Annotated in this window: 17 protein-coding genes; 6 read left to right on the top strand and 11 right to left on the bottom strand. The window is 43.4% G+C overall.

Annotation, left to right across the window (positions count from 1 at the left end):
* Positions 1-66: 66 nt before the first annotated feature.
* Together lpxA and ACTXGK_RS25590 are read left to right on the top strand one after the other, a co-directional pair.
* A complete protein-coding gene (gene lpxA, locus ACTXGK_RS25595; protein ID WP_394212567.1) occupies positions 67-846 on the top strand; it encodes an acyl-ACP--UDP-N-acetylglucosamine O-acyltransferase in 780 nt (259 codons plus the stop codon).
* Between the two features lie 317 nt (positions 847-1,163).
* Positions 1,164-2,516 (top strand): sodium-dependent transporter, encoded by a 1,353-nt coding sequence (locus ACTXGK_RS25590; protein ID WP_443514906.1) that lies wholly within the window; start codon positions 1,164-1,166, stop codon positions 2,514-2,516.
* A 125-nt stretch (positions 2,517-2,641) separates the two neighbouring features.
* On the opposite strand, the gene tgt is transcribed toward ACTXGK_RS25590, so the two are convergent.
* Complete coding sequence (gene tgt / locus ACTXGK_RS25585; protein ID WP_443514907.1) at positions 2,642-3,793, bottom strand: tRNA guanosine(34) transglycosylase Tgt; 1,152 nt, start codon at positions 3,791-3,793, stop codon at positions 2,642-2,644.
* Between the two features lie 256 nt (positions 3,794-4,049).
* On the opposite strand from tgt, the gene ACTXGK_RS25580 reads away from it, so the two are divergent.
* A complete protein-coding gene (locus tag ACTXGK_RS25580) occupies positions 4,050-4,706 on the top strand; it encodes an SOUL family heme-binding protein (protein ID WP_443514909.1) in 657 nt (218 codons plus the stop codon).
* Between the two features lie 111 nt (positions 4,707-4,817).
* Here ACTXGK_RS25580 and asd read toward each other — a convergent pair whose 3' ends face one another.
* Positions 4,818-5,951 carry an aspartate-semialdehyde dehydrogenase gene (gene asd / locus ACTXGK_RS25575; protein ID WP_443514911.1) on the bottom strand — a complete coding sequence of 378 codons (1,134 nt, stop codon included), beginning with the start codon at positions 5,949-5,951 and terminating at the stop codon, positions 4,818-4,820.
* Between the two features lie 450 nt (positions 5,952-6,401).
* Between asd and ACTXGK_RS25570 the strand changes: the two genes are divergently transcribed.
* Positions 6,402-7,532 carry an endonuclease/exonuclease/phosphatase family protein gene (locus tag ACTXGK_RS25570; protein ID WP_443514913.1) on the top strand — a complete coding sequence of 377 codons (1,131 nt, stop codon included), beginning with the start codon at positions 6,402-6,404 and terminating at the stop codon, positions 7,530-7,532.
* A gap of 534 nt (positions 7,533-8,066) precedes the next feature.
* On the opposite strand, the gene ACTXGK_RS25565 is transcribed toward ACTXGK_RS25570, so the two are convergent.
* Both ACTXGK_RS25565 and lptD read right to left on the bottom strand, forming a co-directional pair.
* A complete protein-coding gene (locus tag ACTXGK_RS25565; protein WP_443514915.1) occupies positions 8,067-9,461 on the bottom strand; it encodes a peptidylprolyl isomerase in 1,395 nt (464 codons plus the stop codon).
* Between the two features lie 157 nt (positions 9,462-9,618).
* Complete coding sequence (lptD, locus tag ACTXGK_RS25560) at positions 9,619-12,663, bottom strand: LPS-assembly protein LptD (protein ID WP_443514917.1); 3,045 nt, start codon at positions 12,661-12,663, stop codon at positions 9,619-9,621.
* Positions 12,664-13,042: 379 nt separating this feature from the next.
* On the opposite strand from lptD, the gene ACTXGK_RS25555 reads away from it, so the two are divergent.
* Positions 13,043-14,158: an aminoglycoside phosphotransferase family protein gene (locus tag ACTXGK_RS25555; RefSeq protein ID WP_443514919.1), complete on the top strand. Its 1,116-nt coding sequence runs from the start codon at positions 13,043-13,045 to the stop codon at positions 14,156-14,158.
* Positions 14,159-14,207: 49 nt separating this feature from the next.
* On the top strand, positions 14,208-14,951 hold the full coding sequence (murU, locus tag ACTXGK_RS25550; RefSeq protein ID WP_443514920.1) for an N-acetylmuramate alpha-1-phosphate uridylyltransferase MurU: 744 nt from the start codon (positions 14,208-14,210) through the stop codon (positions 14,949-14,951).
* A 200-nt stretch (positions 14,952-15,151) separates the two neighbouring features.
* Here the strand turns inward: murU and ACTXGK_RS25545 are convergent, their stop codons facing one another.
* From ACTXGK_RS25545 to ACTXGK_RS25515, 7 genes are all read right to left on the bottom strand, one after another.
* Positions 15,152-15,283 (bottom strand): hypothetical protein, encoded by a 132-nt coding sequence (locus ACTXGK_RS25545; RefSeq protein ID WP_263281220.1) that lies wholly within the window; start codon positions 15,281-15,283, stop codon positions 15,152-15,154.
* Between the two features lie 92 nt (positions 15,284-15,375).
* Positions 15,376-16,392, bottom strand: a complete 1,017-nt coding sequence (gene cydB, locus ACTXGK_RS25540) for a cytochrome d ubiquinol oxidase subunit II (RefSeq protein ID WP_201599754.1) — start codon at positions 16,390-16,392, stop codon at positions 15,376-15,378.
* The gene (locus tag ACTXGK_RS25535; RefSeq protein ID WP_443514923.1) at positions 16,392-17,891 is read right to left on the bottom strand and encodes a cytochrome ubiquinol oxidase subunit I; all 1,500 of its coding nucleotides are present in this window, start codon (positions 17,889-17,891) and stop codon (positions 16,392-16,394) included. Before ACTXGK_RS25535 ends, cydB begins: the two co-directional genes overlap by 1 nt.
* 452 nt (positions 17,892-18,343) lie before the next feature.
* Positions 18,344-20,815, bottom strand: coding sequence for an esterase/lipase family protein (locus ACTXGK_RS25530; RefSeq protein WP_443514925.1), 2,472 nt, complete (start codon positions 20,813-20,815; stop codon positions 18,344-18,346).
* 384 nt (positions 20,816-21,199) lie between these two features.
* Positions 21,200-22,378 carry a tetratricopeptide repeat protein gene (locus tag ACTXGK_RS25525; protein ID WP_443514927.1) on the bottom strand — a complete coding sequence of 393 codons (1,179 nt, stop codon included), beginning with the start codon at positions 22,376-22,378 and terminating at the stop codon, positions 21,200-21,202.
* Positions 22,379-22,596: 218 nt separating this feature from the next.
* A complete protein-coding gene (coq7, locus tag ACTXGK_RS25520) occupies positions 22,597-23,235 on the bottom strand; it encodes a 2-polyprenyl-3-methyl-6-methoxy-1,4-benzoquinone monooxygenase (RefSeq protein WP_201599869.1) in 639 nt (212 codons plus the stop codon).
* A gap of 205 nt (positions 23,236-23,440) precedes the next feature.
* Positions 23,441-24,772, bottom strand: a complete 1,332-nt coding sequence (locus ACTXGK_RS25515) for an MFS transporter (RefSeq protein WP_443514928.1) — start codon at positions 24,770-24,772, stop codon at positions 23,441-23,443.
* Positions 24,773-25,205: the final 433 nt, after the last annotated feature.

Genomic DNA, 25,205 nt, shown 5'->3' with positions numbered 1-25,205 from the left:
ATGAAGCCAAACCAGCTGCATTTGGCTGACTATTTATTTGCATTAAATGATACAAGGGCCCACATCATGAGTCAGATTCACCCTACAGCACTCATCTCGCCATCTGCACAGATTGATGAGACTGCCATCATTGGTCCCTACTGTATCATTGGTGATGAAGTGTCAATTGGACCACATACTGTATTGCATAGGCATGTCGTTGTAACTAGGTTGACTCGTATTGGCGCGCACAACCAGTTTTATCAGTTTGCGAGTGTTGGAGAAGATCCTCAGGATCTAAAGTATGCAGGTGAGCGTACTTGGCTCGAGATTGGCGATCACAATACGATTCGCGAAGCTTGTAGCCTACATCGCGGTACTGCACAAGATAGTGAGCTGACCAAGATAGGTAGTCATAACTTGTTGATGGTCAATACTCATGTGGCGCATGATTGTGTGATTGGCGATCATAATGTGTTGGCAAATAATGTGGGCGTTGCAGGTCATGTGACTATCGGTAGCCATACAATCATCGGTGGTAATTCAGGTATTCATCAGTTTTGTACAGTAGATGATTACAGCTTAATTGGCGGTGCCAGTTTGATTTTAAAAGACGTCGCAGCGTTTACGATGGTGTCTGGTAATCCAGCAAAAGCTCATGGCCTGAATATCGAAGGCATGCGCCGAAAAGATTGGTCGAAAGAAACCATTGATGTCTTACGCCAAGCGTATCGTACCGTCTTTAGATCGGGTCTGACCACAGCAAAAGCGTTGGAGGTTCTGCAAGGTGAGCTGCTATCTCAAGAGCCAAAAGTTCAATTGCTGATTGATTCACTACAAAAAAGTCGTCGCGGGGTGGTGCGTTAAACGCATATTGAACCACTATAGAATCTAGGCTAGATAGTCGTTTTTTACAGTTTTAATCTGCCTAAATTCTATTAATAAAAGATAATAATGTTAAAAGCCATAACCAATTGTTATGGCTTTTTATATTTATGAGTACTTGACTTTTTTGGTCGCTTAGCAGAAACTGAGCGTTTATGATATTGTAAACAATTCTTTCTTAATGTTACGGGGCACTTCACATCGAAGTGTTCACTAAATAGTTTGATAGTAGTAGTCACTATTTATGATGATCAAGGAGGATTGTCAGTAGCGTTATTTGAAGTACGAGGACGCAAAAAATGGCTATCAATAAACAAGAACATGCACAATGGAGCTCAAGTTTTGGCTTCGTGTTAGCGGCAGTAGGTTCAGCAGTAGGTTTGGGAAATATATGGAAATTTCCATATATGGTGGGCGAGAGCGGTGGTTCAGCTTTCGTTATCGCTTATTTATTCTGTATCGCGCTAGTCGGTTTTCCGATACTAGTTGCTGAATGGCTCATTGGTCGCCGTGGACAAAAAAACCCAGTCAACACGTTTGCGGATGTGGCTGCTAGCGAAGGTAAATCTCGTAGCTGGACCATCGTTGGTGCTACTGGTATTTTGGGTGGCTTTTTAATTCTATCCTTCTATAGTGTCATCGGTGGTTGGGCACTTAACTATATTACCAAAGTTGCGTCAGGCAGCTTTACAGGCCAAGACAGTGACTCAGTGGCTGCGACCTTTGATGCGATGCTAGCATCAGCCGGTACATTGACGATTTGGCACACCGTATTTATGATTTTGACTGCTGTCATCGTTGGTATTGGTGTAACGAGTGGTATCGAAAAAACAGCCAAGATTTTGATGCCACTATTGGGTGTGATCCTTTTCGTTATCGTTGGTTATAACATAATGAATGGCGGTTTTGGTGAGGCAGTTGCTTATTTGTTCACGCCAGACATGAGCAAGCTGACGGCTGACGTTATGCTTGCAGCATTAGGTCATGCCTTCTTCACGCTATCGATTGGTATGGGCATCATGGTTGCTTATGGTTCGTATTTGGGCCGTGAAGTGAACTTGCTAAAAACTGCACGTACTGTTGTTATCTTGGATACGGTTATCGCTTTGGCGGCCGGTCTAGCCATCTTCCCAATTATCTTTAGTAATGGTCTAGATCCTGCATCAGGTCCTGGTCTGATCTTCGTCAGCTTACCGATTGCTTTTGGTAGCATGGGTGCGGGTACTATCATTGGTGCATTGTTCTTTCTGCTTATCACCTTTGCAGCTGTCACCTCATCTATCTCATTACTAGAGCCAACGGTTGAGCTGCTAGAAGAGCGTACGTCGATGAGCCGTACCGTATCGACTATCGTTGCCAGTACTGTGATTTGGCTATTAGGTATTGCCGCATTGCTATCGTTCAATCTATGGTCTGAATTTACTATCATGGGTAATGGTATCTTTGATGCGCTAGATAAGATTACCAGTAAGTTCCTGTTACCTCTAACAGGTCTTGCGGCCATCGTATTCGTTGGTTGGAAAATGGATCAGCGTAGCATTCAGCAAGAGCTTGGTTTATCTAATGCTACATGGCAGCTTTGGCAAATTGTTGCAAAATTCATCGCGCCAATCGCTGTGATCGTGGTATTTGTTACCTCACTGATGGGCTAATAGTTATTTATAATGATTTAGACATGTAAATCATCAAGCGATAAAAGCAGTTCATAGAAAAAGGGCTTAAGAATTATCTTAAGCCCTTTTTTATGTCTAATAATATCAATAAACACTAAAATGGATTAACGCAAGTTTAACTTAGGAACGGTTTGTCCACGCTTACTATAGAATTCATTGACGAATTCATCAAACTGATCTTGCTCAATGGCATCTCTGATACCTTGCATCAAACGCTGGTAATAGCGTAAGTTGTGAATGGTGGCTAGCTGAGCACCCAGCATCTCTTTACATTTATTAAGATGATACAAATAAGCACGGCTAAAGTTTTGGCAAGTGTAGCAGTCACATTCAGGATCTAATGGGCCTTCATCGTTACGATACTGGCTATTACGAATACGTACCACACCAGCATTGTCTGCATCGCCCGTCACGAAATAATGACCATTACGCGCGTTACGAGTTGGCATCACACAATCGAACATGTCCACACCGCGGCGTACGCCTTCAACTAAATCCTCAGGCTTACCAACGCCCATTAGATAGCGCGGCTTATCTGCTGGCATATCATCAGGCAGGTAGTCTAGGACGTCTATCATCTCTTCTTTTGGCTCACCAACCGAAAGACCGCCGATAGCGTAACCATCAAAGCTGATATCTAGCAAACCTTCGAGTGATTGCTGACGCAAATCGGGATACATACTGCCTTGTACGATACCAAATAATGCGTTGGTGCTGCCCAGTCTATTGTGCTCATCAACGCAGCGTTGTCCCCAGCGTAATGAAAGCTCTAGAGACTTTTTCGCTTCATCATGAGTCGCTGGATAAGGGGTGCACTCATCGAACTGCATGACGATGTCTGAGTTCAAGCTGTACTGGATTTGCATGGATTTTTCAGGAGAAAGGAATACTTTGGCGCCATCGATAGGCGATTTGAAGTTAACCCCTTCTTCGGTAATTTTACGCATGGCACCCAGACTGAATACTTGGAAGCCACCTGAATCCGTCAAAATAGGCTTGTCCCAATGCATGAACTTATGCAAGCCGCCAAATTTGTCGATCACTTCCGTACCTGGGCGTAACCAGAGATGAAAAGTGTTGCCTAAAATGATATCAGCACCGATGGCTTCGATATCACGTGGCAGCATACCTTTGACCGTACCATAAGTACCAACCGGCATAAAAGCAGGCGTTTGCACATCGCCATGATTGAGATGAACGGTGCCGCGGCGTGCACGAGTTGCACCGCTGGCTGTTTTATGTAAGACAAATTGCATATGTTAACCGATATATGAGCTATGAAAATGGCGCTAATTATAGCATTATTAGGGATTTTTTGGATATTGATATTCAGGCCGTCAATATAGCCAGTCAGTGCGTTTTTTTAATTAATGCAATATGTTCATAACCAAAAGACACAGACAGTGCTTCAAAACACACAGACAACCCCTGCGTTGCGCTGGTAAAGTAAAAGTCATAATGGTGACGTATTTAGAACCATCAGAGCATACTTTACGAAAATGGAGAGGTTATATGAAAAAGACAGGTTATTTATTATTAGTTGGCGGGATATTATTGATATCAAAAGGGGCAATGGCTGCTGATCCAGAAGAGCCGGAGTATACGTTATTGGCACAATCAGATGACTTTGAGTTACGTCGTTATGATGAGCAGTTAATCGCCCAAACGTGGGTAAGTGGTGATCAACACGCGGCGAGTCGTGCAGGTTTCAAAATCCTAGCGGACTATATTTTTGGTAATAATACCGCACCAACTGGTGGTAGTAGCAAAATTAGCATGACAGCGCCTGTCACTATGCAGCCTGATAACAAAGGGGATAGTGAGTCACAGAAGATCGCAATGATTGCACCAGTCAGTATGCAACAAGATGACGGAAAGTGGCGCGTACAATTCACGATGCCTAGTAAATACACGATGGAGACGTTACCAAAACCGAATAACCCAGACGTTGAAATCGTCGAAGTACCCGCTCAAAATTACGGCGTTATCAAATTCTCAGGATTTACTGGAAGTGATAAAGTAGATAAGAAGACACAAGAACTGCGAAATTGGATGCAAAGCAAAAATTTAACGCCTACAGGTGATCCCGAATTGGCACGTTATGATGAGCCATGGACACTGCCATTTTTACGTCGTAATGAGGTAATGATTGCGTATGAGCAAAAGTAATATAAGGGTATTAGGGCATATAGTCATTGTTCTTAGCCATTTATATTATTGACCGCAAAAAAAAGACAGCAATTGCTGTCTTTTTTTTATCTGATATTTTGGTTATTCGATTTAGTTTTTTTGCTCACGAATGATATTCAGCATACGGCGCAATGGTTCTGCTGCGCCCCATAGTAGCTGATCACCAACGGTAAAGGCACCTAAATACTCAGGGCCCATTTTAAGCTTACGTAAGCGGCCTAATGCAACTGTTAATGTACCAGTCACTGCGACTGGTGTTAAGCGGTTCATAGTGGCTTCTTTATCGTCTTCGACCAAGTCTAACCACTCATTGCCGCTATTTTTTAGGACGGCTTCAATCTCTTCTAGAGGGATATCTTTTTTGAGCTTGATGGTTAGACCTTGCGCGTGGCAACGCATTGCCCCGACGCGTACACACATACCATCGATAGGAATCGTGCTAGCTTCATCATTACCAAGAATCTTGTTAGTCTCAACGCCGCCTTTCCATTCCTCTTTTGACTGCTTATTTTCTAACTGCACGTCGATATAAGGAATCAAGCTACCAGCAAGCGGCACACCAAAGTACTGTGTAGGGAAGTCTGCTGAACGCTGTATCTGAGCGATTTTCTTATCAATATCAAGAATAGCGCTAGCAGGGTTGGCTAGTTCCTCTTGTACAGCGTCATGCAAAACACCCATACCTGAGATAAGCTCACGCATGTTATTGGCACCAGAGCCACTAGCCGCTTGATATGTCATTGCACTGACCCATTCGACCCAGCCTTTATTGAATAGCTCACCAATCGCCATTAGCATCAGTGATACGGTACAGTTACCACCGATAAAGTCTTTTTTGCCACTGGCTAGGGCATCGTCAATGACGCTGCGATTGACTGGATCAAGAATGATGATGCTATCGTCTTTCATACGTAACGTGCTTGCCGCATCAACCCAATAGCCAGTCCAGCCGCCATCACGTAGCGGTTGGTGAACTTTCGAAGTGTAATCACCACCTTGGCAAGTAATAATCACATCACAAGCAGCGAGTGCTTCGATATCATGAGCATCTTTTAGTTGGCCAGTTTCAATACCGTCAAATTTTGGCGCATCACCACCAGCATTGCTGGTTGAAAAGAAGACAGGCGTAATACCGTTAAAGTCATTTTCTTCTTGCATACGTTGAATCAATACTGACCCTACCATGCCGCGCCAGCCTACCAAGCCTACTGTTAAATTACTCATGAAATTCAGTCCTATTTACAATTATTTGTTGCATCACCAACCGATAACAATGCCGTGAATGGTACAAAAAAGCAAGGCGTTTTGGCTATTATTTACTCGTTTTCTATACACTATTAACTATGTGTACTATAACTTTACGTTATTATTAGAGTCGCGCTTAGGTATTGGCAAAATATATTTGGTTGTCCGTAAAGGATAAGGCTCTTGATAAAATACCTATTATTTTGATCGGGCAAGTATTGTAAATTTTTATGGCAGTTGTTGCAGAATCGCGACTCATATATAGGCGAAAATCTTATGAAATGCTAAAGTAAGCTTCTAGCATTAATACTTGACGTCAGTTCAGTTAAAACTCAGTTCAGTTAAGATAATGATGTGCGTTGTCATGGAATGAATGGCATATATCATCATTGGCCCCATTATCATCTCAATAAACGGTTATTACATACTATGGATCTCTCACTATTATATTACAGCTTACAATGGCTAGCAGGATTCATCGCATTTGTAACGATCTGGGGTTGGGTGCCACTGGATAATTGGTGGGTACGTGGCGTCGAATTCCCACGTATTCAGATAATGGTGCTTGGTGTCATTGCATGGGTTGGCATGATCATGTTTTTCTCAGAGTGGCAACTGGGTCAATGGTTATTATTTATAGTGCTTAGTATCACGTTAGCGTTCCAGTTAAGAATGGTATTGCCGTATACCAAGCTATGGAAAAAAGAAGTTCAAAAAGCAAAAGACAAGCCAGAAGGGCAAGTACATCAATTGAAAATCATGGTCTCAAATGTGTTGACACCCAATGATGAAACACAAAAATTGGTTGATTTGGTCAAGCATAGACAGCCCGATATTTTAATTACGCTTGAAACTGATAAAAAATGGGAGCAAGCCTTACAGCAAATTGAGTCTGATTATCCATATACAGTGAAGGTTCCACTGGACAATCTATACGGTATGCACCTGTACTCTAAGCTTGAGCTCATAGATCCTGAAGTGAAGTACCTAATGATTGATGACATACCTTCTATTCATACGCAGTTACGATTGCAAGGTGGTCGAGTGATTTGGCTATATTGTTTGCATCCTATGCCTCCAAGTCCAACTGAAGCTGATAAATCTACCACGCGTGATGCTGAGCTGTTGATGGTTGGCAAGCACATCAAAGAAAATGAGCAAACTGCGATATTGGCTGGTGATCTCAACGATGTGGCATGGTCAAAAACCACGCGCCGCTTTCAGCGTATTTCTGGGCTGCTAGATCCTCGTATTGGTCGACACTTTATCAACACCTTTCATGTCAAATATCCGTTTCTGCGTTGGGCATTGGATCATATTTTCCATAGTGCTTGCTTTACAGTAGTTGATATCAAACGTATGCCGTCTATAGGATCTGATCATTTTCCTGTGATGACAACTTTACAATATGAGCCAGAAGAAACGAGTAAGCAAGAAGGCAATGCGCCTACTGCAGAAGCAGAAGATGTGGCAGAAGCAGATAGCAAGATTGAAGAAGGTAAAAAAGAAGGCAAGAAAATGTCAGATGAACGCAGAGAAGCGCAAGGCAGTTTTAGTTGATGAGGAGTACGACGTATAGGTTAAAGTTTACTCTTATAACGTAAGCATATGCTTACGTCAAATAAGGTCTTTAGCTTCTATTCGTACCAAATTGATTGTCCTATAATACATTCATCAACACAAGGATACGCAAGGATGCAGTGTTGAGACGGTATCAATAAAAGAACAGGTCAGCCCGCTGTCTTATACGTTACTGTTTATGACTTAGGATGAGTCAACATGGAAGAGAGATAATAACAATAACATGAAGCACTGAAGCCCCGAACCAATCGCCCTAGGTTCGGGGCTTTTCTTTGTGCATCATTTTTCGGTTTGCAATATTCTTGCCATACACAGCTAAATAGATTGGTTTAACCGTCTATTAAGTTAATTGTACTTAGGCGGTTAGCTATCCATTATTCTAATTAACTGGCAGTCAATTTCTAAATAAAAAAAGGGTATATGCATTGGCATATACCCTTTTTCTGTGCAAGCTAATCAGTATTATTAGCGTTCAGTGTATTAACTTATTACTAAACAGTTGAGCGTAAGTCTTTAACCGAGTACTTGGATGTAAGCACCTGCACGCAATTCTTGCAACCAGTCTTCTTGTGCTTGAGGTGCTAGACGTTGATACAATGCTTGGCGTGCCATATTGCGACGATATTGCTCGCTCACATCCTGCTGACGCTTACCGTCAACTTTTAGGATATGCCAGCCGAATTGAGTTTTGAATGGAGCAGAGTAGTCACCAACGGCTGTGTTTTTCATTGTGGCCTCAAATGGACCTACCATATCTTCTTCACTGACCCAATCAAGATCACCACCGCGGCCAGCCGATCCTGGATCGTCTGAATAGGTTGATGCTAGGGAAGCAAAATCAGCGCCATTACGCAGTTGCTCATACAAATCATTAATTTTCTGTTCAGCCAGTGCATCTGTCTGTAACTCATCGACTTTTACCAAGATATGACGAGTATGCCACTGCGGAATCAGCATGGTATCACTGGCTTTTTTATCAGCCAGCTTAACGATATCAATACCTTCAGGCGTTAGTAACGGCTCACTGACTGCACCAATATCGAGATTGGTAATTTTGCTTGATAGCTCTGTCGGTAGAGAGGCCGCTTTGTGAAAGCCCATATCGCCACCTTGAATAGGGATAGGATAGCTACCTTGGCTTGCAGCAACAGCTTCAGAGACATTGACATTTGGTGCAAGTAAACGAGTACGCAAATCTTGTGCAACTTTTAGCGCTTCCTCACGTTGAGCTGCTGACAAACGACTGTAGTCATCTATATAAGGAACACGTACATGCACAGTTTGGTATTCACTTTGGTTCAAACGTTTTGCTTCAGGCGATGCCAAAAATGCATCAATATCTTGCTCGCTAATGCGTACTCGGCGACTGATTTGACGCTGCTGCAGCTCTTGAATAGCAGCATCTTCGATCAGTTGAGCACGTAATGCGGCATAACTACCAGGACGCGCGGCATCTAAGCGTTGCTGTAATGCTGAGATGCTATTGAGCCCTTGAGATTGAGCGATTTGAGCAAGGCGTTGATTGATCTCGGTTTCATCAGGAGATAAACCGACACGTTTTACCATTGATAGTTGCAATTCACGCAAGATAAGCGCGTTTAGTACCTCTGACTGCAGTTGCGCTGAGTTTGCAATAGGTTCTCCTGCTGCTCGTGCGCGGGCTTGGGTTTGTGTAATGGCATCGATCAATTCACTTTTTAGAATAGCGTTTTCATTGACTAAAGCGACAATACCATCGGTGCTATTGGCAGGTGTCAAGCGACTTACTGCATTCTGATTAGTAGTAGTCGAGGCTTGTGCTATGGCAGGTTTCACAGTCGCTGCTTGAGCACCTAATGTCAGTACAAGACTGGCACTCATAGATAGCAGTACAGCACGGCTGGTTTGACGTAAAGAAAAAAATCTCATGATGCTCCTCATCAATGTCATCGCATCGGATGGTAGTCGGTCAACGCAATCCAATACTCAATAATCAAATATTTGACAGCGTGGCCCATAGTAGGGTTATAGATAATATCTTATAAATATTTGTGCAAATAGTGCGGTAATCTAGCAAAAAATCTCGTTAGTCTTTCCATGCAGTTTGGACAGGTTCAAAGCCTAATATCTTATCAGAGAGCAACCGTGTTAGGCGGCTACTGCCACTGCCAAGCCCATTTAATCTAATTTCTGCCATAACAGCTTGTGTTGGCTCGTCTTTGACGTTTAAGTCATTATAGTAACGGCGACCGTAAACTGCAAAGCCAAAGCAGCAATCTTCATAATCAACACCGATGAGTGAATCGAGCATCTTGTTACGATTATAGTCATATTGACCTTGAGCCAATATCCGCCAGCTATTATTGATAGGGAAAACGGCAGAGGCGGTAAATGCGGACAATGGCAACTGATCCGTGTTTTCATCACGCTGACGCTTAACGTAGCCCACATTGAACAAGCTATTGTCTGATGGCTGATAACGTAGCTCAGTCGTGATATAGTTCAAATCGTAATCGTTAGTCAGCGCACCGCTCACATCAACCCAAAAATTGTTATAAGGTTGGGTGCTGGTATCCCATACCATGCCTGAGGAAGAAGAGTTGAATACTCTTTGTTCATCATCAAGCGTAACACGACCATCATCTATATAGAACTGTTCTGCAATGCTACCATCAAAACGTGTCACACCCGTTGCATCGATGTAACGATAATTGACACCAGGCGTGATAGAGTGCAAATCTTGCAAGCGATCATGGCCTAAAAACCAGCTGTCTGAAAATAGCTGCTCATAGTTAATAGACGCAATACGAGTATTGAAGTTAGGAATATCATTTTGGTTTTTATACGGTGAATAAGTGTATTTCACCCGCGGGCTAAGCAGGCGATAGCCACCCATGGTGTCATCAAAAGCACCGAAGGGTGAGCCTGCTTGGTAGAAATTCAGACCTGCATCAATACTGGCTTGCGGAACGAAGACTGATTGGCTACCGTCCTCTTCACTAATATTATTGTCTGCCAAGCTGTCTTCATCATATGAAGTATACAGGTGCTGTAGGCTTAGCTTCGGTCTAATGTAGCCCCAAGACTTCTCCATCGGATAGACGGCACTTATTTTATTATAAATGCGTGCACCGCTCTTTTCATCCTCAGAGCCATCATCAATAGACTTCTTAAAATAGGCAGAATCATGTACACCAGTGATATCGAAATTCTTCGCCCACGGCAGTCGATAGTTGAGCTTTAGTTGTGGTAGGCGTGAATAGGGTTTGTCTTTATCCTCTAGAGCCTCACCGTTGTCAGTAAACGCATCTAACGTTTGAAAGGTTTCTACTTTTAACTCACCATCGACGTAATCATTATAATAATTAACTCGGGCACGCCTTGGTAGATTGATCGTGTTATCTGATAAACCTAAAGTATCAAAATCATCAAGATAGTCTGCATCTGATACATAGCTGTATTTGGCATCACCACTTAACCGTGGAATACTTTTGGATGACCAGTAATGATCATAAAAAAAGCTTTTACGATCTTCGTCATTATATTCTTTGTCATTGGGCAAGTATGAACCGTTAAAGATACCTTCTCCATAGTTTTCGGTCAAATAACGGAACTCACCTGAGACCATAGGATTACGGTCGGTATATACATGCGTATTGAGCGTGGCATCGTAGTTGGGCGCTAGGTTGAAGTAATAAGGAACATCAATCTCAACACCGCTCTCACTACTCACGCTAGCACTTGGTAATAAAAATCCGCTACTACGACGACTGTCTATTGGAAAGTTAAAGTAGGGGAGATAAAAGACGGGCACGTCAGCAATGCGGAAGGTTGTATTATAGGCTTCGCCGCGTCCTGTATCAGTATTCAAATCGATACTTTTGGCATCAAATTGCCATTTACGGTTGGTGGGTGGACAGGTGCTAAACATCACCTCGTCCAGCTCGTACTCACTATCATTAGGCTTGTTCAAGCGCTTAGCATAACCGTGTGCTTGTAGCTCAACACTAGCAAAAGCCACATCATTGGCGGTTGATTGACCAGTTTCAGTATTATAGTTTAAGCTGTCTGCAACCCCAATCAGACCACCTTTTTTTGCTCTCTCATTAAAGCTGGTTTGAGCGTTGCTCGGTGCATTGCTACGTTGCAGTGATTGTCCTGTCGCCTGATCGGTAAACATGACTCTACCTTGTGCAGCAGCCACCCCATTGCTTAAATCAATCACAACTTTTTCTGCTTCGATATGCTGGGTACCTTGATCGACTTTCACATTACCTGATAGTTCAGCATAATTGATATTATTGTAATAACCGTAGTCTGACTCTGTGAATAGAGGTGCTTGATTGTTGGGAATACTGTCGACATCAGGTACGGGTTGTCCATTTGCACCGCCAGCCTCATTCACAGCACGCTGATAATTAGGGTTGCTCTTTGGATAGACCCATTGACCTTCACAGCGTTGTGCGCTATCTATAGCGTTTGGCAGTAATCGTAAGTTCTTACCGACTTTTGGAATGGTCTGAGCTGTAGGCGCTAAAGTACTCTGTATGTTATCTGACTCAGCATTTTTTGTATTATCCACGTCATTTGAGACAGGAGTCTCTGGTGTGAGCTCATAGAATTCTGCCAAACGCACTAGACTGTCTTGAATGCTCTCATCACTGATATCTAGCTGACGGTTATCCGCTACGGTATCTTGAGACGTGACCATAGCATTAGCGCGTGTGTCGCGGCTTACCTGACCACTATCCGTCATATTTGATGATTGTATCGAGGCGGTATCAGAAGACTCATTGATCTCTGTGATATTCAAAACATCATCGGAGGCGCTATCTTCTAACGTAGCATCGCTTACGAAACCTGTGTCATCAAAATCAGAGGCAGAAGTCGCTCTTTGAGAATTATCGACCTGTGAGCGGGCGTCTTTATAACGGATATCGTTGTAATTACTGCTTTGGGTGATATTACTGTTATTGGTATCAGAGAGGTAGCTGCTCGTACTACCAACACTTGATGGCTCAGTTGTCTGTGTGTCAGCATCGTTGATGGCAGCACTAACTGTTAGGCTAGATAAGCCTAAGGCACCAAATAAGATCAAACGAATGCTTTGGTAAAGCGGAGAATATAACAAGGGCACACCTATGATTGCAGAGCCTATTGGATTGCGATACTGAATTGCATAGTCGTATTATTCAACAAGACAGCGTTGTTAATGAACGGCTAAAAAATCACTCATCGATAGCGTCATCTCAAGAATTTGGCTGTTTTACATATAATGACGACTAATCATAGTCAAAAAAAACCAAATCAGCTACACTATTTACCAAAATTTATAATATAGCCAAGCTGCTTTTAAATGAGCTAAAAATTTCAGCTTAGCATTAAATTATTGAATGATATCTTGATATGTCTACTGACGCAGTTGTTGCGGCTTAAGATATGACCATTTTAGCAAGTATTTGCCTGACTTATCACTACTTTAATTATTTATGATTTATATTTAACCTACGATGCCCATTATGACTGATAAAACCACTATAGAGCCTGACATGACCGATAACAATAACGACAATCGCCAACAACAACTCGAGCATTGGTTACAGCAAGTATTTGTAGATAAGCCCTTTAATCTAGACAGCTTACCGGGTGATGCGAGTGCGCGCCGCTATCATCGCATTCAACTGCTAGAGGCTGATGGGTCAGGGGATATGCGTTATATCGTCATGGATTCTGCTGATGAGCAAGATGCCATGCGGCAGTTCATCAATGTTGCCAAGCTCATGTCGCCTGCAATCAATGTGCCGACGCTCATCGCACAAAATCTAGAAAAAGGTTTTTTGGTGCTACAAGACTTTGGTGCAGTAGAGTTTGCTCATTTGCTGAATGATGCAACACCAGAGCAAATAAATGACTATTATCAGCTCGCCATGCAGACGTTAGTAGCGCTGCAAACGGTACCAGTCGAGACTGCAAAATCTCAGTATCAGCTGCCAGATTACGATACGGCGTTATTAGATCGCGAGATAAACCTGTTTAGTGAGTGGTTTATCCCTTATATCGGCGTAGAGCTGAATGAGAAGGTATGGGAAAACTTGAAATCGGTACTTATCAATGAAATCCTGCTACAGCCACAAGTCATTGTGCATCGCGACTATCATAGTCGTAACCTCATGCAAGACCAAGCGGACACATCGCGCTTAGGTGTGATTGATTTTCAGGACGCCGTAATCGGCTCTTATACTTATGATTTAGTATCATTAGTACGCGATGCTTATGTTGAATGGCCAGAGAGTCAAGTATCTGCATGGATTAATGACTTTTGGCAACTACAAAAGCAACAATCGCTAACCACAGCCGATAATGTGGTTCAGCTTGAAAACGACGTCAATGTAATGGGTGTACAGCGTCATTTAAAAGTACTAGGAATTTTTATTCGATTATCTGAACGCGATGGCAAAGATCGCTATTTGGCCGATATTCCCAAAGTCATGCGTGATTTAATTATTGAATTAAACTGGCTGGCTGAACAAGGTAATGATGAGGTCAAGCATGCCGTCCTGCCTTTTAATCAATGGCTACAAGATGCTGTTCTACCTGCATACAAAGGTAAGTTTGCTTCAGCCTAGATGATGCTTAATCAAATTAATGATATAAATAATAAAAATAGGAGTAAGCATGTCTAGCTCTACGATTACACAAGCCATGATTTTGGCTGCTGGCAAGGGCACACGTCTGCGACCATTGACATTAGAAACGCCCAAGCCTTTGGTTGAAGTAGGTGGACAGCCACTTATTGTCTGGCATATTAAAGCACTACAAGCCGCAGGTATTACCGATATCACGATCAATGCATCATGGCTGGCGGATAAGCTGATGGATACCTTGGGCGACGGTACGCAATATGGAGTCAAACTACATTGGTCAGTAGAAGGTGATGAACCGTTAGAGACGGCAGGTGGCATTTTTCAGGCATTACAGTCAGGCAAGCTGCGAGACGAGCCATTTATTCTCGTCAACTCTGATGTTTGGACGACCTATGATTTTGCTCAGTTGCGAGACTATACATTAGGTGCGGATCAGCGCGCACATCTGTTGTTGATTGACAATCCAGAGCACAATGATGGTGGTGATTTCGCTATTAATAATGGTCTTGCCAGCGAGCAGCCAGTTGGCAATGCGGACAAATTCACTTTCGCTGGTATTAGCGTGATGTCTCCGGCGTTGGTAGAAGGACTGGTATCAGGACAGCCTGCCGCATTGGCACCATTACTTAAGCAAGCGATGCTCAAATTCCAGATTACTGCTGAAGTAATTACTGACAACTGGATCGACGTTGGTACAGCCGAGCGCTTGGCACAAGTGAATGAGTTTATTGAAAAAAACAATGTCGATAATCATAAAGGTCGGGTAAATTCATAGGATAAGCAAAAATACAAATACACTGGTAAACACAAAAAAGCAGCATTGATTATTCAACGCTGCTTTTTTACACAGATGATTTCTATATCGTATCCAGTCTTTATCAATAGAAATGAAGAGTGAATATAAGGGCTAGCAAATTAAGCGCGTAGCACACAGGTAACGACATTATCTGGTAACCGTATTGTCTGATAACCGTGTTAAACGCCCATTGCCAGCTTAATCAATTGGGCAATCGTAAAGATCGTCAAAAATCCTGCGGCATATAAGCCCAGAAACCAAGCCCATTGTCTTTGCTTTTTACTCAAATGTTTTTTGCTGAGATTTTTCATAAAGACCTCTTATCTGACAAATTGAGCATAGGTGCCACAAAAATATGTAGCACCTGCTTATCTCATCACTAGCTGCTTGTCATTTACAATGACTAGTACATATGTTCGTGATCAGTTTTACCCTTGAACACATAGTACGCATAAGCAGTATAACTTAAGATGATAGGTAACATGATTACCGCACCCACCAGCATAAATGATAGCGATGTATCGGCAGCCGCAGCTTCATGTAGCGTCATCTGATAGGGTACGATATAAGGGAACATCGCCACACATACACCAATATAACCCATCAAAAACAACGCGACAGTTAATAAGAAAGGACGGTATTCACGCTCTGTGGTCAAATCTTTACGCATAATAAAGAACAGTATGAGTGCAATAATCGGCATCGGCGCTAAGTAAGGTAAGCGTGCTAGTGTGAACCAATTCTCAAGCGCTTCAATGTCTGAGAAGTACATAAAGATCGTCACGATAATCATTGCGACAACCAGTGCTGACAATAACCACCCTGAGATTTTTCTTGCCCAGACCTGCAAGTCATGTTCTGTCTTTAAGATCAGCCACGTCGAACCTAATAGCGCATAACCAATAATGACCGCAATACCACTGACAATCGAAAAGGTCGTGAGCCAGTCAAAGGGGCCACCCGTGAACAGACGGTTACTGGCGTCAAGACCATGTACCAACGAGCCAAGCATCACCCCTTGAAAGAAGGCAGCAGTGATTGAACCGACAAAAAACAAAGAGTCCCATATGTAGCGATGCGTGCTAGATTTGAAACGAAACTCAAACGCCACGCCACGCAAGATCAGACCAACCAGCATCAAAAACACAGGTAAGTAAAGGCCTGTCATGATGATACCGTAAGCGACTGGGAAAGCTGCGAATAGACCGCCGCCACCCAATACCAGCCACGTCTCGTTACCATCCCAGAATGGGGCGATAGAGTTCATCATGCGGCTACGGTTTTTGTCTGAGCCTGCAAACGGAAATAAAATACCACAGCCTAAATCAAAGCCATCAAGCAGTACATAAATGAAGACTGCAAGCGCAATCAATCCACCCCAAATTAAGGGTAAGTCTAATACATCACCGAAATTAAACATTAGCGTAACCCTCCATCATCGATGTCATCTGCTGGTGTGTCGATATCTTGCTTGGTAGTATGACCAGCAGGATCATTATCTCCGCTCAGCGTACGACCTTGACCTTCGGTTACTGAATGCTCGTAGAAATTATCTTCGGCAGGATCGGTATAAGGTTTTGGCCCTTGACCAATCAAGCGCAAGATATAAAAGCTACCTGCACCAAAGACAAAGGTATAAACGATAATAAAGCCAATCAATGTGGTGGCAACTTGTTGGGCTGCTACGGGTGACATACTTTCAGCTGTACGGATTACACCATAGACTGTCCATGGCTGACGACCTGTTTCGGTGACAAACCAACCGGCAAGTAGCGCGATAAAGCCAAGCGGCGTCATCATCATCCATGCGCGGTGGAACAGCTTGCTGTCAGGATTGAACTGCTGTTTTTTGAAATATTTATAGACACTGAATAGACCCACAAGCACCATTAACATACCAATGCCAACCATAATACGGAAGGCCCAAAACACAATAATAACGTGTGGTTGATCTTCTGGTGCCCAGTTTTTGAGACCCTTCACTTCACCATCTAACGAATGGGTGAGAATCAAACCTGTGACATAAGGGATTTTTACTTCGTATTTATTGGTTTGATTTTCTTGATCAGGAATCGCAAAGAGACGTAGTGCTGCCCCGCGCTCATCTTCCCAGATACCTTCCATGGCTGCGACTTTGGCAGGCTGGTGCTCAAGGGTATTTAGTCCGTGCTCATCACCGATTAATACCTGCGCAGGTGCCACAAAAATCGCCATGATCATCGCCATGCCCAACATCACGCGGCCATGTTTTCGGTGTTCGATGTGTTTTTTGGATTGTAGATAATAAGCACCAATACCACCGACCACAAAAGCAGTCGTCAAGAATGCAGCGGTCATCATGTGTGCGTAGCGGTAAGGGAATGAGGGGTTAAAAATAATCTCAAGCCAGTTGGTTGGATAAAGCAGACCATCAGCACCCATCATGAAGCCTTGCGGCGTCTGCATAAAGCTGTTGGCGGCCAAGATCCAAAAACCTGAGATCAACGTACCGATAGCGACGGTTGCAGTGGCTACAAAGTGCATGCGCTTACTAACGCGGCCCCAACCAAAGAGCATGATGCCCAAAAAGGAGGCTTCTAAGAAAAATGCAGTCAGTACTTCATAAGCGAGCAGTGGGCCTAAGACGTTACCCGCCTTGTCGGAAAAGACTGCCCAGTTGGTCCCGAACTGGTAAGACATTACCACCCCTGAAACCACACCCATACCAAACACCACGGCAAATATTTTTACCCAGTGTTTGTAGACTTCCGCAAAAACAGGATTGCCTGTTCTTAACCAGCGAAACTCAAGTACGGTCAGCCAACTGGCAAGTCCAATAGAAAAAGCGGGAAAGACGATATGAAAAGAGACAACAAAAGCGAACTGGATGCGCGCGAGTGTCAGCGCATCGAGCTGGTCAATCATAAACGTAGCGAACATAAACGGTTACTCTCATCTGTTAGCTGAATAGCGCTGGCTTCCGTACAACGCTTAAGTAACTGTCCGTAACTGTACATAAATCAAGGTGACAAAGATTACGGGCAATGGCTCAATGACGCAAAACTTTACTTTAGCAACATTAGGCATAAATTGTGGCTAAGCTTGCGACTCACTGTTTAGCTGAATTGAATAATTTATGTCCCTATAAATTCATATATTACAGTCATGTGCTATATATATTATGCGCTTCCCTAGATATACACGCAACCCATGCCGTTAGACAGCTACATACCTAGGAGTCATTAAAACAATTGTAAAATACCCTTGAAAATAAAATTAACCTCATGAATAACAATGACTTGTAATTAGCGGATATTTTTCATAAAACATCTGTTCTATTTATTACTTGGTGTCCCATGCATTAAAATGTTCCCCAATAACAAAAACATACATCATTCTTGTAACTGTTTATGCAAAATCCGTCGCAGCGTCAAAATAGTTTGTGGATTGGTTTGAATACTATGACCACCATTGATAACTGTTTCAGAGGCGGCGCCATCTAGGTGAGCACTGGTATAGGGAACAATGCCATCTGATAAACGTTGGGTTAAGGCCTGACTGATATTTTTATCAACAGTAACGGCAGCGACCAGTGGCTCAGGAGGCAGCTCTGATGTGTCATCTGACACGCTGACACTTGCGCTTTCATCTTTAGCGTCTTCTTCTACCGCTTGCGATAAATCAATTTTTGCACCGTCAGGCTGTGCTTGAGCCAGTCCTTTGGTGATATCAGCATCATTGTTGGCAATAATTGAATGATAAGTCACACGGCTATTAATCGTCAGATCTTTGGTTAATTCGATAAAAGAAGATTTGTCACTGAGCTGACTGGCACCATTTTGTAGATATAAAGCGCCCAATGGGTTTTGCGCCAGATCCCCTTGCGTGGCAATCGTCGCTAAGTTATCTGTCACAGTCTTGACCAAACCGACTGGCAAATAGACGATACGGCGCAGCGCCCGCGTAAACCAGCGGTCTGCATAGTCAGTGCCGCGAAAAGGTGCAGATAAAAAGACAGCGGTGTCTACTTGTGGCAAGGATTGTAGCTCAAACCGTTTTTTTAATTCCTTTTCACCAAACGATTCTTTTAGTGCATCGCGGATTTGCCGTTTTTCACTACTAGAGAGAATGTCTTGATCATCAAGTCTGTCCAAATCATCGACCAAATTATCATCGGACAGCATCATGCGCGCGATAAGGGCACCCATGCTGTGGCTAATGATCACGCTGTTTTTACTGGCGCGATTTTGTCCTGTCGGGTCCGTCTGCTCGTAAGTAGTGTTGATTAATTGCTGAATCTGATAGCGGTTTTCTAAAATAGGCAAATTGGTTGGATAAAATATTTGCCAAACTTGGTAATTGTCGCGCAGCTTATCATCATTGAGAATATCGTTGGTGAGGTTGACCCACGTTGCCGGGCTAGAGGCCAAACCATGCAGCATAATGATGACACGCTTGTCAGGGTCATAAGGTTCGAGCATAAACAGTTTGGGTAGACGAGCATCTGGCTGGCGCGTGATGAGGTTCAAATAACCCACACTATCCAACTGGTTTTCTGCCAGCCACATTCCATACCCTGCTGAGAAGTTGGCTGCTAATGGATAGTTATCGTTAAGAATATTGACGGTTTCAGTTTGGTATGGATTGTATAGATGGATATCGAGCTTGCGACTGCTCAGCACATCCAGCACGCTATCACCACTTGGTTTGATCAAACCAGTCAGCAGTAGATGACCAGTAGGATAAATGCGTGAGCTTGGCTCGCTATCCTTTGTATTGTCAGTCTCATTGGCTAATCGACCCGATAGTGATGATGACAATAACTGGCGAATCGTGGTGGTGTAACGATCATCGAGAGAAGCAACTAAGCTGATACCTAAACCGGGACGTTTGCTAACAGAGTTCAGCCCAGAGAGACGTAGCTCGTAAGTAGAAACTAAGTCGGCTAGCGCAGAGTCTTGCTTATGAGCATTTTGCAAATAGTTGTTTTCATTGGGTAAATAGATGCCGAGGTCATAATCATCTACTTGTACTTTCATGACCTTAACTTGGTCGATCGCTTTACCTTTTAGCGGGGCTCGGTTGGCAATCGCTGCTTGATCGCTACTATCGCGCTTGGCAGAAGGGATGGTTAAGTACTCCACTTTTGTGCCATTCATCAATTTATCTGAGTTTTCGGTCGATCGATAAAGCTGCGTAATGACATCATTGCTGGCAGCGTTGTAGATATCTTGGGTCTGAATATCGTTGTCAGTTGGGATGCGGGTTTGCGTGTGAGCACTACTATAGCTTTCATCAGCACCCTCAAAATCATGAGTCAGACTGTCATAAAACAAATAGGTATAGCTATATTTAACCGCATCAAACAGTCTGTCCTGATAATTGTTTAAGCAAAGACTGGTCTCCTCTTGCTGCGTTTTGGCATCGTCGGCGCTCAAAGGCGCATTGGCGTAGTATGGGTCAAGTGGTGGACGGGCAAGTGCATTGCGGCAGTTTTGTGAGTCAGCAAGCTGGCGCGCTTTTGCGTAGTGCAGTTCTGCAAAAATCGCCAGTGCAGGTCGATAGTGTTTATTTAAAATACTATCCGTGAGCTGAGTCAAGCACAAGTCGAATTGCTGCATACAAGCTTGCTCGTTAAGACCTGCCGATAGCAAGGCAGATGCTGTATCGCTGCTTAGTTGATTATCAGTGACGATATTACCGCGCTGTGCTGAGATGGTCTTGGCCGATGCTTGTTTTTCCACCGAGACGACACTACAGGCTGGTAGCAGCATTGCCGCTGTCAATAATGCGACTGAGGCGATAGGCAGCATTTTTTTATTGGCTTGCATTACCGTGTTTTTGCTAGGGCTAGCAGAAGTCATAGGTCAGTCCGGTAAAAAAGTAGTTATGAGAAAACCAGCAATGGAAGTGCTCTTGGTTATAATAGAGTTTAGCGTAACTTTTGATATTAGACTATTTTATTTGAAGGGTTATAACCAAGCGCTATATATCGAACGACTTTTTCAAATGATAGTTATTGTTTTGAGATACACTTAAATTTTTGGTTAAAAGGGTATCCATTTAGATAAAGTAGAAAAAGACAAGATAGAAAAAGATGAGGTTCTGTGCAAGCAGGTTTCTATTAGGCACAAAAAAGCTAGACACAAAAAAGCGCCTTTGCTTTATATTCATAAAAACAAAGGCGCTAGGTATTCTAAGGCTATAAAACTATTTGTTTGTCTTTAGTATAAACAAACAGGACAAATTTAGGCACCTGGTTTGACATTGATATCTGGTGCAGGGATGTCCCAAATGTAGAATTTGCCATCTTCAACCAGTTTGATTTGCTGAGGAATAACGGTGTTGTTAGGGTATTTTGCTTCAAGACGACGTAGGCGCTCTAGGGCGTTGGCACGGCGATCACTGAGTAGGTCTGACTGTGCCAAGCTTTGCTCTGCTTCGGTATAACCTAAAGATACCGCGCGGTCTAGATATTTTTGGCCTTCTTTAAACCCGCCACCTTCTGATAGCATCATGCCATATAAGAAGTTGGCTTCACCGCTATCTGGTTGAATTTTGATAGCACGGTCAACATACTGTCCGCCGCGTACCGTGTAGTCTGAGCCCAAGTCTAGATTACGACCCATGCCGTTTAACTTGGCTGCGCGAATCAATACATCGTAAGACGCGTTTGGTGATTTGGCATAAGGCTCAATCCAATCAGCCAATACTTTGATTTTTTCGCGAGTGTAATGGCGCTGAGTGCGGTTAGGGAAGTTTGGTGGATAGTGACGAGCATTCGGTGAAACGTCTGCGATGAAATCATCAAGTAAGCTGACGTCGAGCTTGTCAGTACCTAGGCCTTTTTGTTGTGGGATCAAAACGGTTTTGATAAAGCTCACATCTGAGAGCTGTACTTGTGGCGTTGGGATATTCGAGAGCTGACCGCTGCGCAGATCGATACCAGTCGCAGTCATCGGACCTGGCTCATAGACGCGAGTGGTACCGCTGATCACAGGGGCGTTAGCGGGATTCATCATTTGCGATGCAGGTGGCTGAGCGGCGCTGACAGGTACACGATTTGGTTGAGTACTGCTTGATTGCATCATCTGCGCTGCCTGTGCCGTGCTCAAAGGGGTACGGTTAGGCTGAGTGTTGTTTGACGGCATCATTGGCTGAGTACCAACTGATTGAGCGCTATTAGAAGGCGTAGCATCTGTTGTGCTTTGTGCTGTACTGGCCGTTGCACCTGGCCTTGCCAGACGAATTACACGTTTGCTGGAATCTATAGCGCTCGGTACAGCAGGTGCTGATGTAGCAGCAGTGTCAGCTTCTGCGGCATTCACAGGCGCAGAAAGCATCATTGCACAGGCGGCCGCAAGCGCAGTCAAGGTTGCAAGCTTCGGTGACTTGGGAGACGCGCTATTAGAGAGAGTTGCTTTCATAAAAATCATTACCTTATTTAATTTATTTAGTCGTTATTTATTCATTAATCGGTTGATAGTCAGGATATATTTTTGCTGCAAAATCGTACAAATTTTTAATACCCTAGCAAATTAAGCTTTGCGCTATCTGTGGTAGGATTGTTACTCGCTAGCGTTGAGCAAATCTAGCAGTGTTAGTTAGACCAGCTATGCCATCGATGAACTTATTATATTTACCTCTACAAATGATAAGCGGTCGCCTTCATACGGTTGGCCATCCAGCGCATCGTCTGACGTACAGGTGGTGATAATGCAGCGCCGCCACTTGCCAGTGCTAGCTCGCGATGATGTCGCTCTTCGATATCCATTTGTGCCAGTATTTCTCTTGAGCGTTGATCATGTTCGGGTAGTTGATTGATATGATCTTGCAAGTGCTCGCTGACTTGTGCTTCTGTCTCCGCGACAAACCCCAAACTAAACTCATTTGAGATGGCGCCTGCAACTGCGCCTAGGCCAAAAGACATCCCATACCAAAGCGGGGTAAACACACTCGCATGGCTACCAAGTTCATTTAAGCGCGTCTCGCACCAGACCAGATGATCGACTTCTTCTTCAGCAGAGTTTTGCATGGCTTGCTTGACGCCACTGTCTTTGGCAGCAAATGCTTGTCCATGGTAGAGACCTTGCGCACACACTTCCCCAGTATGATTGATACGCATCAATCCTGCGACATGACGCGCCTCTGTGATGGTCAGTTCAGGAATCTCGTCACTACTGACTGGCAATGGGCGCGTACTGGGGTTGGAGTTTGGCACGACAGCTCGTAATGCTTTGTCGACCCCAAGCAATAGCTGATCGATTTTGGATAAGGGACGCAGGGCCATGGTTCACTCCTGATGGCGTTAAATTTTATCAATAAAATAAGACTAGTGACTGCTCTAGGGCAATATTTCTATGCACAGCTCTTATGTACATTACTATAGCAAACAATCCAAATTCTCGGCATCACTATTATTACCTTGATAACGCATCGATTGCTATCGTTATTTAAGCTCAATATGGCTTGTTTATGATATAGCTTATTTATATAACCACTTCATCATTGGTTTGGATAACCGCCTGTTTGATATGCCTATTTAGCTTAAGGTATAAGAAGATACCAAAAGCAATATTGAGCACACCTGTTACCAAAAATAGCTGCGGTAGACTTAGCCCTAATGCATTTAAGATGACAATCGCAAAAATCGCTGACGTGACCATAAATATCGCATTGAATATGTTATTGGCACCCACGATACGCGCGCGATGGCTCTTCGGCGCATAGGCCTGCATTGAGGCATATAAAGGCACAATATATAAACCGCCACTGAATCCCAATAAGAACAAATCAGCAAAGACGCGCCAGCTCCCACTGACACCAAATAAATCATTGATACCAAGTAATGTGTCATTATTCACGTTTATGTTTAGGCTTGAAAGTGAAAAGTACAAATCAATAGCAAAGATACTCAATCCAGCAATACCAAAAGGCAATAGGCGCAGGCTTACTTGGTTTTTGGTCAATGATTTGCATAATAGTGAACCTATCGACACGCCTACTGAAAATAGCGTTAATAGAAAAATCACGACCGACTCATCACCATGCAAAATGACTTTGCTAAACTCTGGCACTTGGGTCAAAAACGTCGCCCCATAGAACCAAAACCAGCTATTGCCAAGAATGACAAAAAACAAAAATGGTAGAGAGTAGAGATAGCGCACCGTAGACAAGCTGGTGGTGATAATATTCCAGTTAATCTTAAGATCTGGCTGCATGGCTGGCATGTTAGGGATATAACGTGCTGCTAGATAACCCAGCACAGCAACGACCAATACGGTGGCGCTAATCCAATACAACGAGTGTGACAGCTGAGTTAAGATGCCAGCGACAATCATACCAACAAGAATAGCCAGAGAAGTACCCATTTGAAACAGACCGTTGGCACCGACCAGCTCATCTTCTTTCATCGCCTGTGGTAGATAAGCGTACTTAATCGGTCCAAAAAAGGTCGAATGCGTGCCCATCAAAAACAATGCGACAAATAAAAGGGTGTACCATTCAAAAACAAAACCAACCGCAGCGATTGCCATGATGACCAGCTCAAGCACTTTGATAAACTGCGTGAGCTTGGATTTTTCATACTTATCAGCGATTTGTCCTGCTAATGCCGAAAACAAAAAGTAGGGCAGTATGAATAACATCGCGGCCAAATTGTTTAAAATACTGACTTCGACGCCCAATTGACTGGCAGCGGTATAAGTCAGAACCAGTATGAGTGCTTGTTTAAAGATATTGTCATTAAACGCACCCAAAAACTGGGTGAAAAACATGGCGCTAAAACGGCGGCGCTTAAATAGCTGAAACTGATTGGACATGAACGTTCCTACAGATGAGACGCGGCTGATAAAGTAAGAAGAGGCGCTGAACGCAGCTTATAATGCGATAGCAATCATCAATATTATCAAAAACTTATCGAAATACAGCATAGGTTTTATCAATATTAAGCCGTATAATAGCAAGGCTTAGGTAAAAATACATGAAACCTGCGCTATGATTTCATAATTAACTAAGTTATGATTTGTAAATTTTATATGGTTGCATTAAAAGGTGCGAGCGACGGTAAAGGTGAAGGCCTGCTATCAATCAAGACTGTTTGTATGGTGTCACCCATCGAGTGCTGAGATTTAATATGCGCTAGAGACTTCCATCATGACAAGCAACGTAGTAAACCATTAATTTCAGCCCACTGCTATAAGTTTATTCACCGGTCAGACTTGGCGATAGTCATCGTTAATAATAGTATGCCGC

This window comes from Psychrobacter sp. T6-5, from assembly GCF_052258485.2.
Classification (GTDB): domain Bacteria; phylum Pseudomonadota; class Gammaproteobacteria; order Pseudomonadales; family Moraxellaceae; genus Psychrobacter.
This window is presented reverse-complemented; position numbering and strand designations above follow the sequence as displayed.

Coding starts and splice junctions, on each gene's coding strand:
- ACTXGK_RS25555 (WP_443514919.1), top strand. CDS start 13,043: ATGCCCATTATGACTGATAAAACCACTATAGAGCCTGACATGACCGAT.
- ACTXGK_RS25580 (WP_443514909.1), top strand. CDS start 4,050: ATGAAAAAGACAGGTTATTTATTATTAGTTGGCGGGATATTATTGATA.
- ACTXGK_RS25570 (WP_443514913.1), top strand. CDS start 6,402: ATGGATCTCTCACTATTATATTACAGCTTACAATGGCTAGCAGGATTC.
- ACTXGK_RS25565 (WP_443514915.1), bottom strand. CDS start 9,461: ATGAGATTTTTTTCTTTACGTCAAACCAGCCGTGCTGTACTGCTATCT.
- tgt (WP_443514907.1), bottom strand. CDS start 3,793: ATGCAATTTGTCTTACATAAAACAGCCAGCGGTGCAACTCGTGCACGC.
- lpxA (WP_394212567.1), top strand. CDS start 67: ATGAGTCAGATTCACCCTACAGCACTCATCTCGCCATCTGCACAGATT.
- asd (WP_443514911.1), bottom strand. CDS start 5,951: ATGAGTAATTTAACAGTAGGCTTGGTAGGCTGGCGCGGCATGGTAGGG.
- ACTXGK_RS25590 (WP_443514906.1), top strand. CDS start 1,164: ATGGCTATCAATAAACAAGAACATGCACAATGGAGCTCAAGTTTTGGC.
- murU (WP_443514920.1), top strand. CDS start 14,208: ATGTCTAGCTCTACGATTACACAAGCCATGATTTTGGCTGCTGGCAAG.
- cydB (WP_201599754.1), bottom strand. CDS start 16,392: ATGTTTAATTTCGGTGATGTATTAGACTTACCCTTAATTTGGGGTGGA.
- ACTXGK_RS25515 (WP_443514928.1), bottom strand. CDS start 24,772: ATGTCCAATCAGTTTCAGCTATTTAAGCGCCGCCGTTTTAGCGCCATG.
- ACTXGK_RS25535 (WP_443514923.1), bottom strand. CDS start 17,891: ATGTTCGCTACGTTTATGATTGACCAGCTCGATGCGCTGACACTCGCG.
- ACTXGK_RS25525 (WP_443514927.1), bottom strand. CDS start 22,378: ATGAAAGCAACTCTCTCTAATAGCGCGTCTCCCAAGTCACCGAAGCTT.
- ACTXGK_RS25545 (WP_263281220.1), bottom strand. CDS start 15,283: ATGAAAAATCTCAGCAAAAAACATTTGAGTAAAAAGCAAAGACAATGG.
- ACTXGK_RS25530 (WP_443514925.1), bottom strand. CDS start 20,815: ATGACTTCTGCTAGCCCTAGCAAAAACACGGTAATGCAAGCCAATAAA.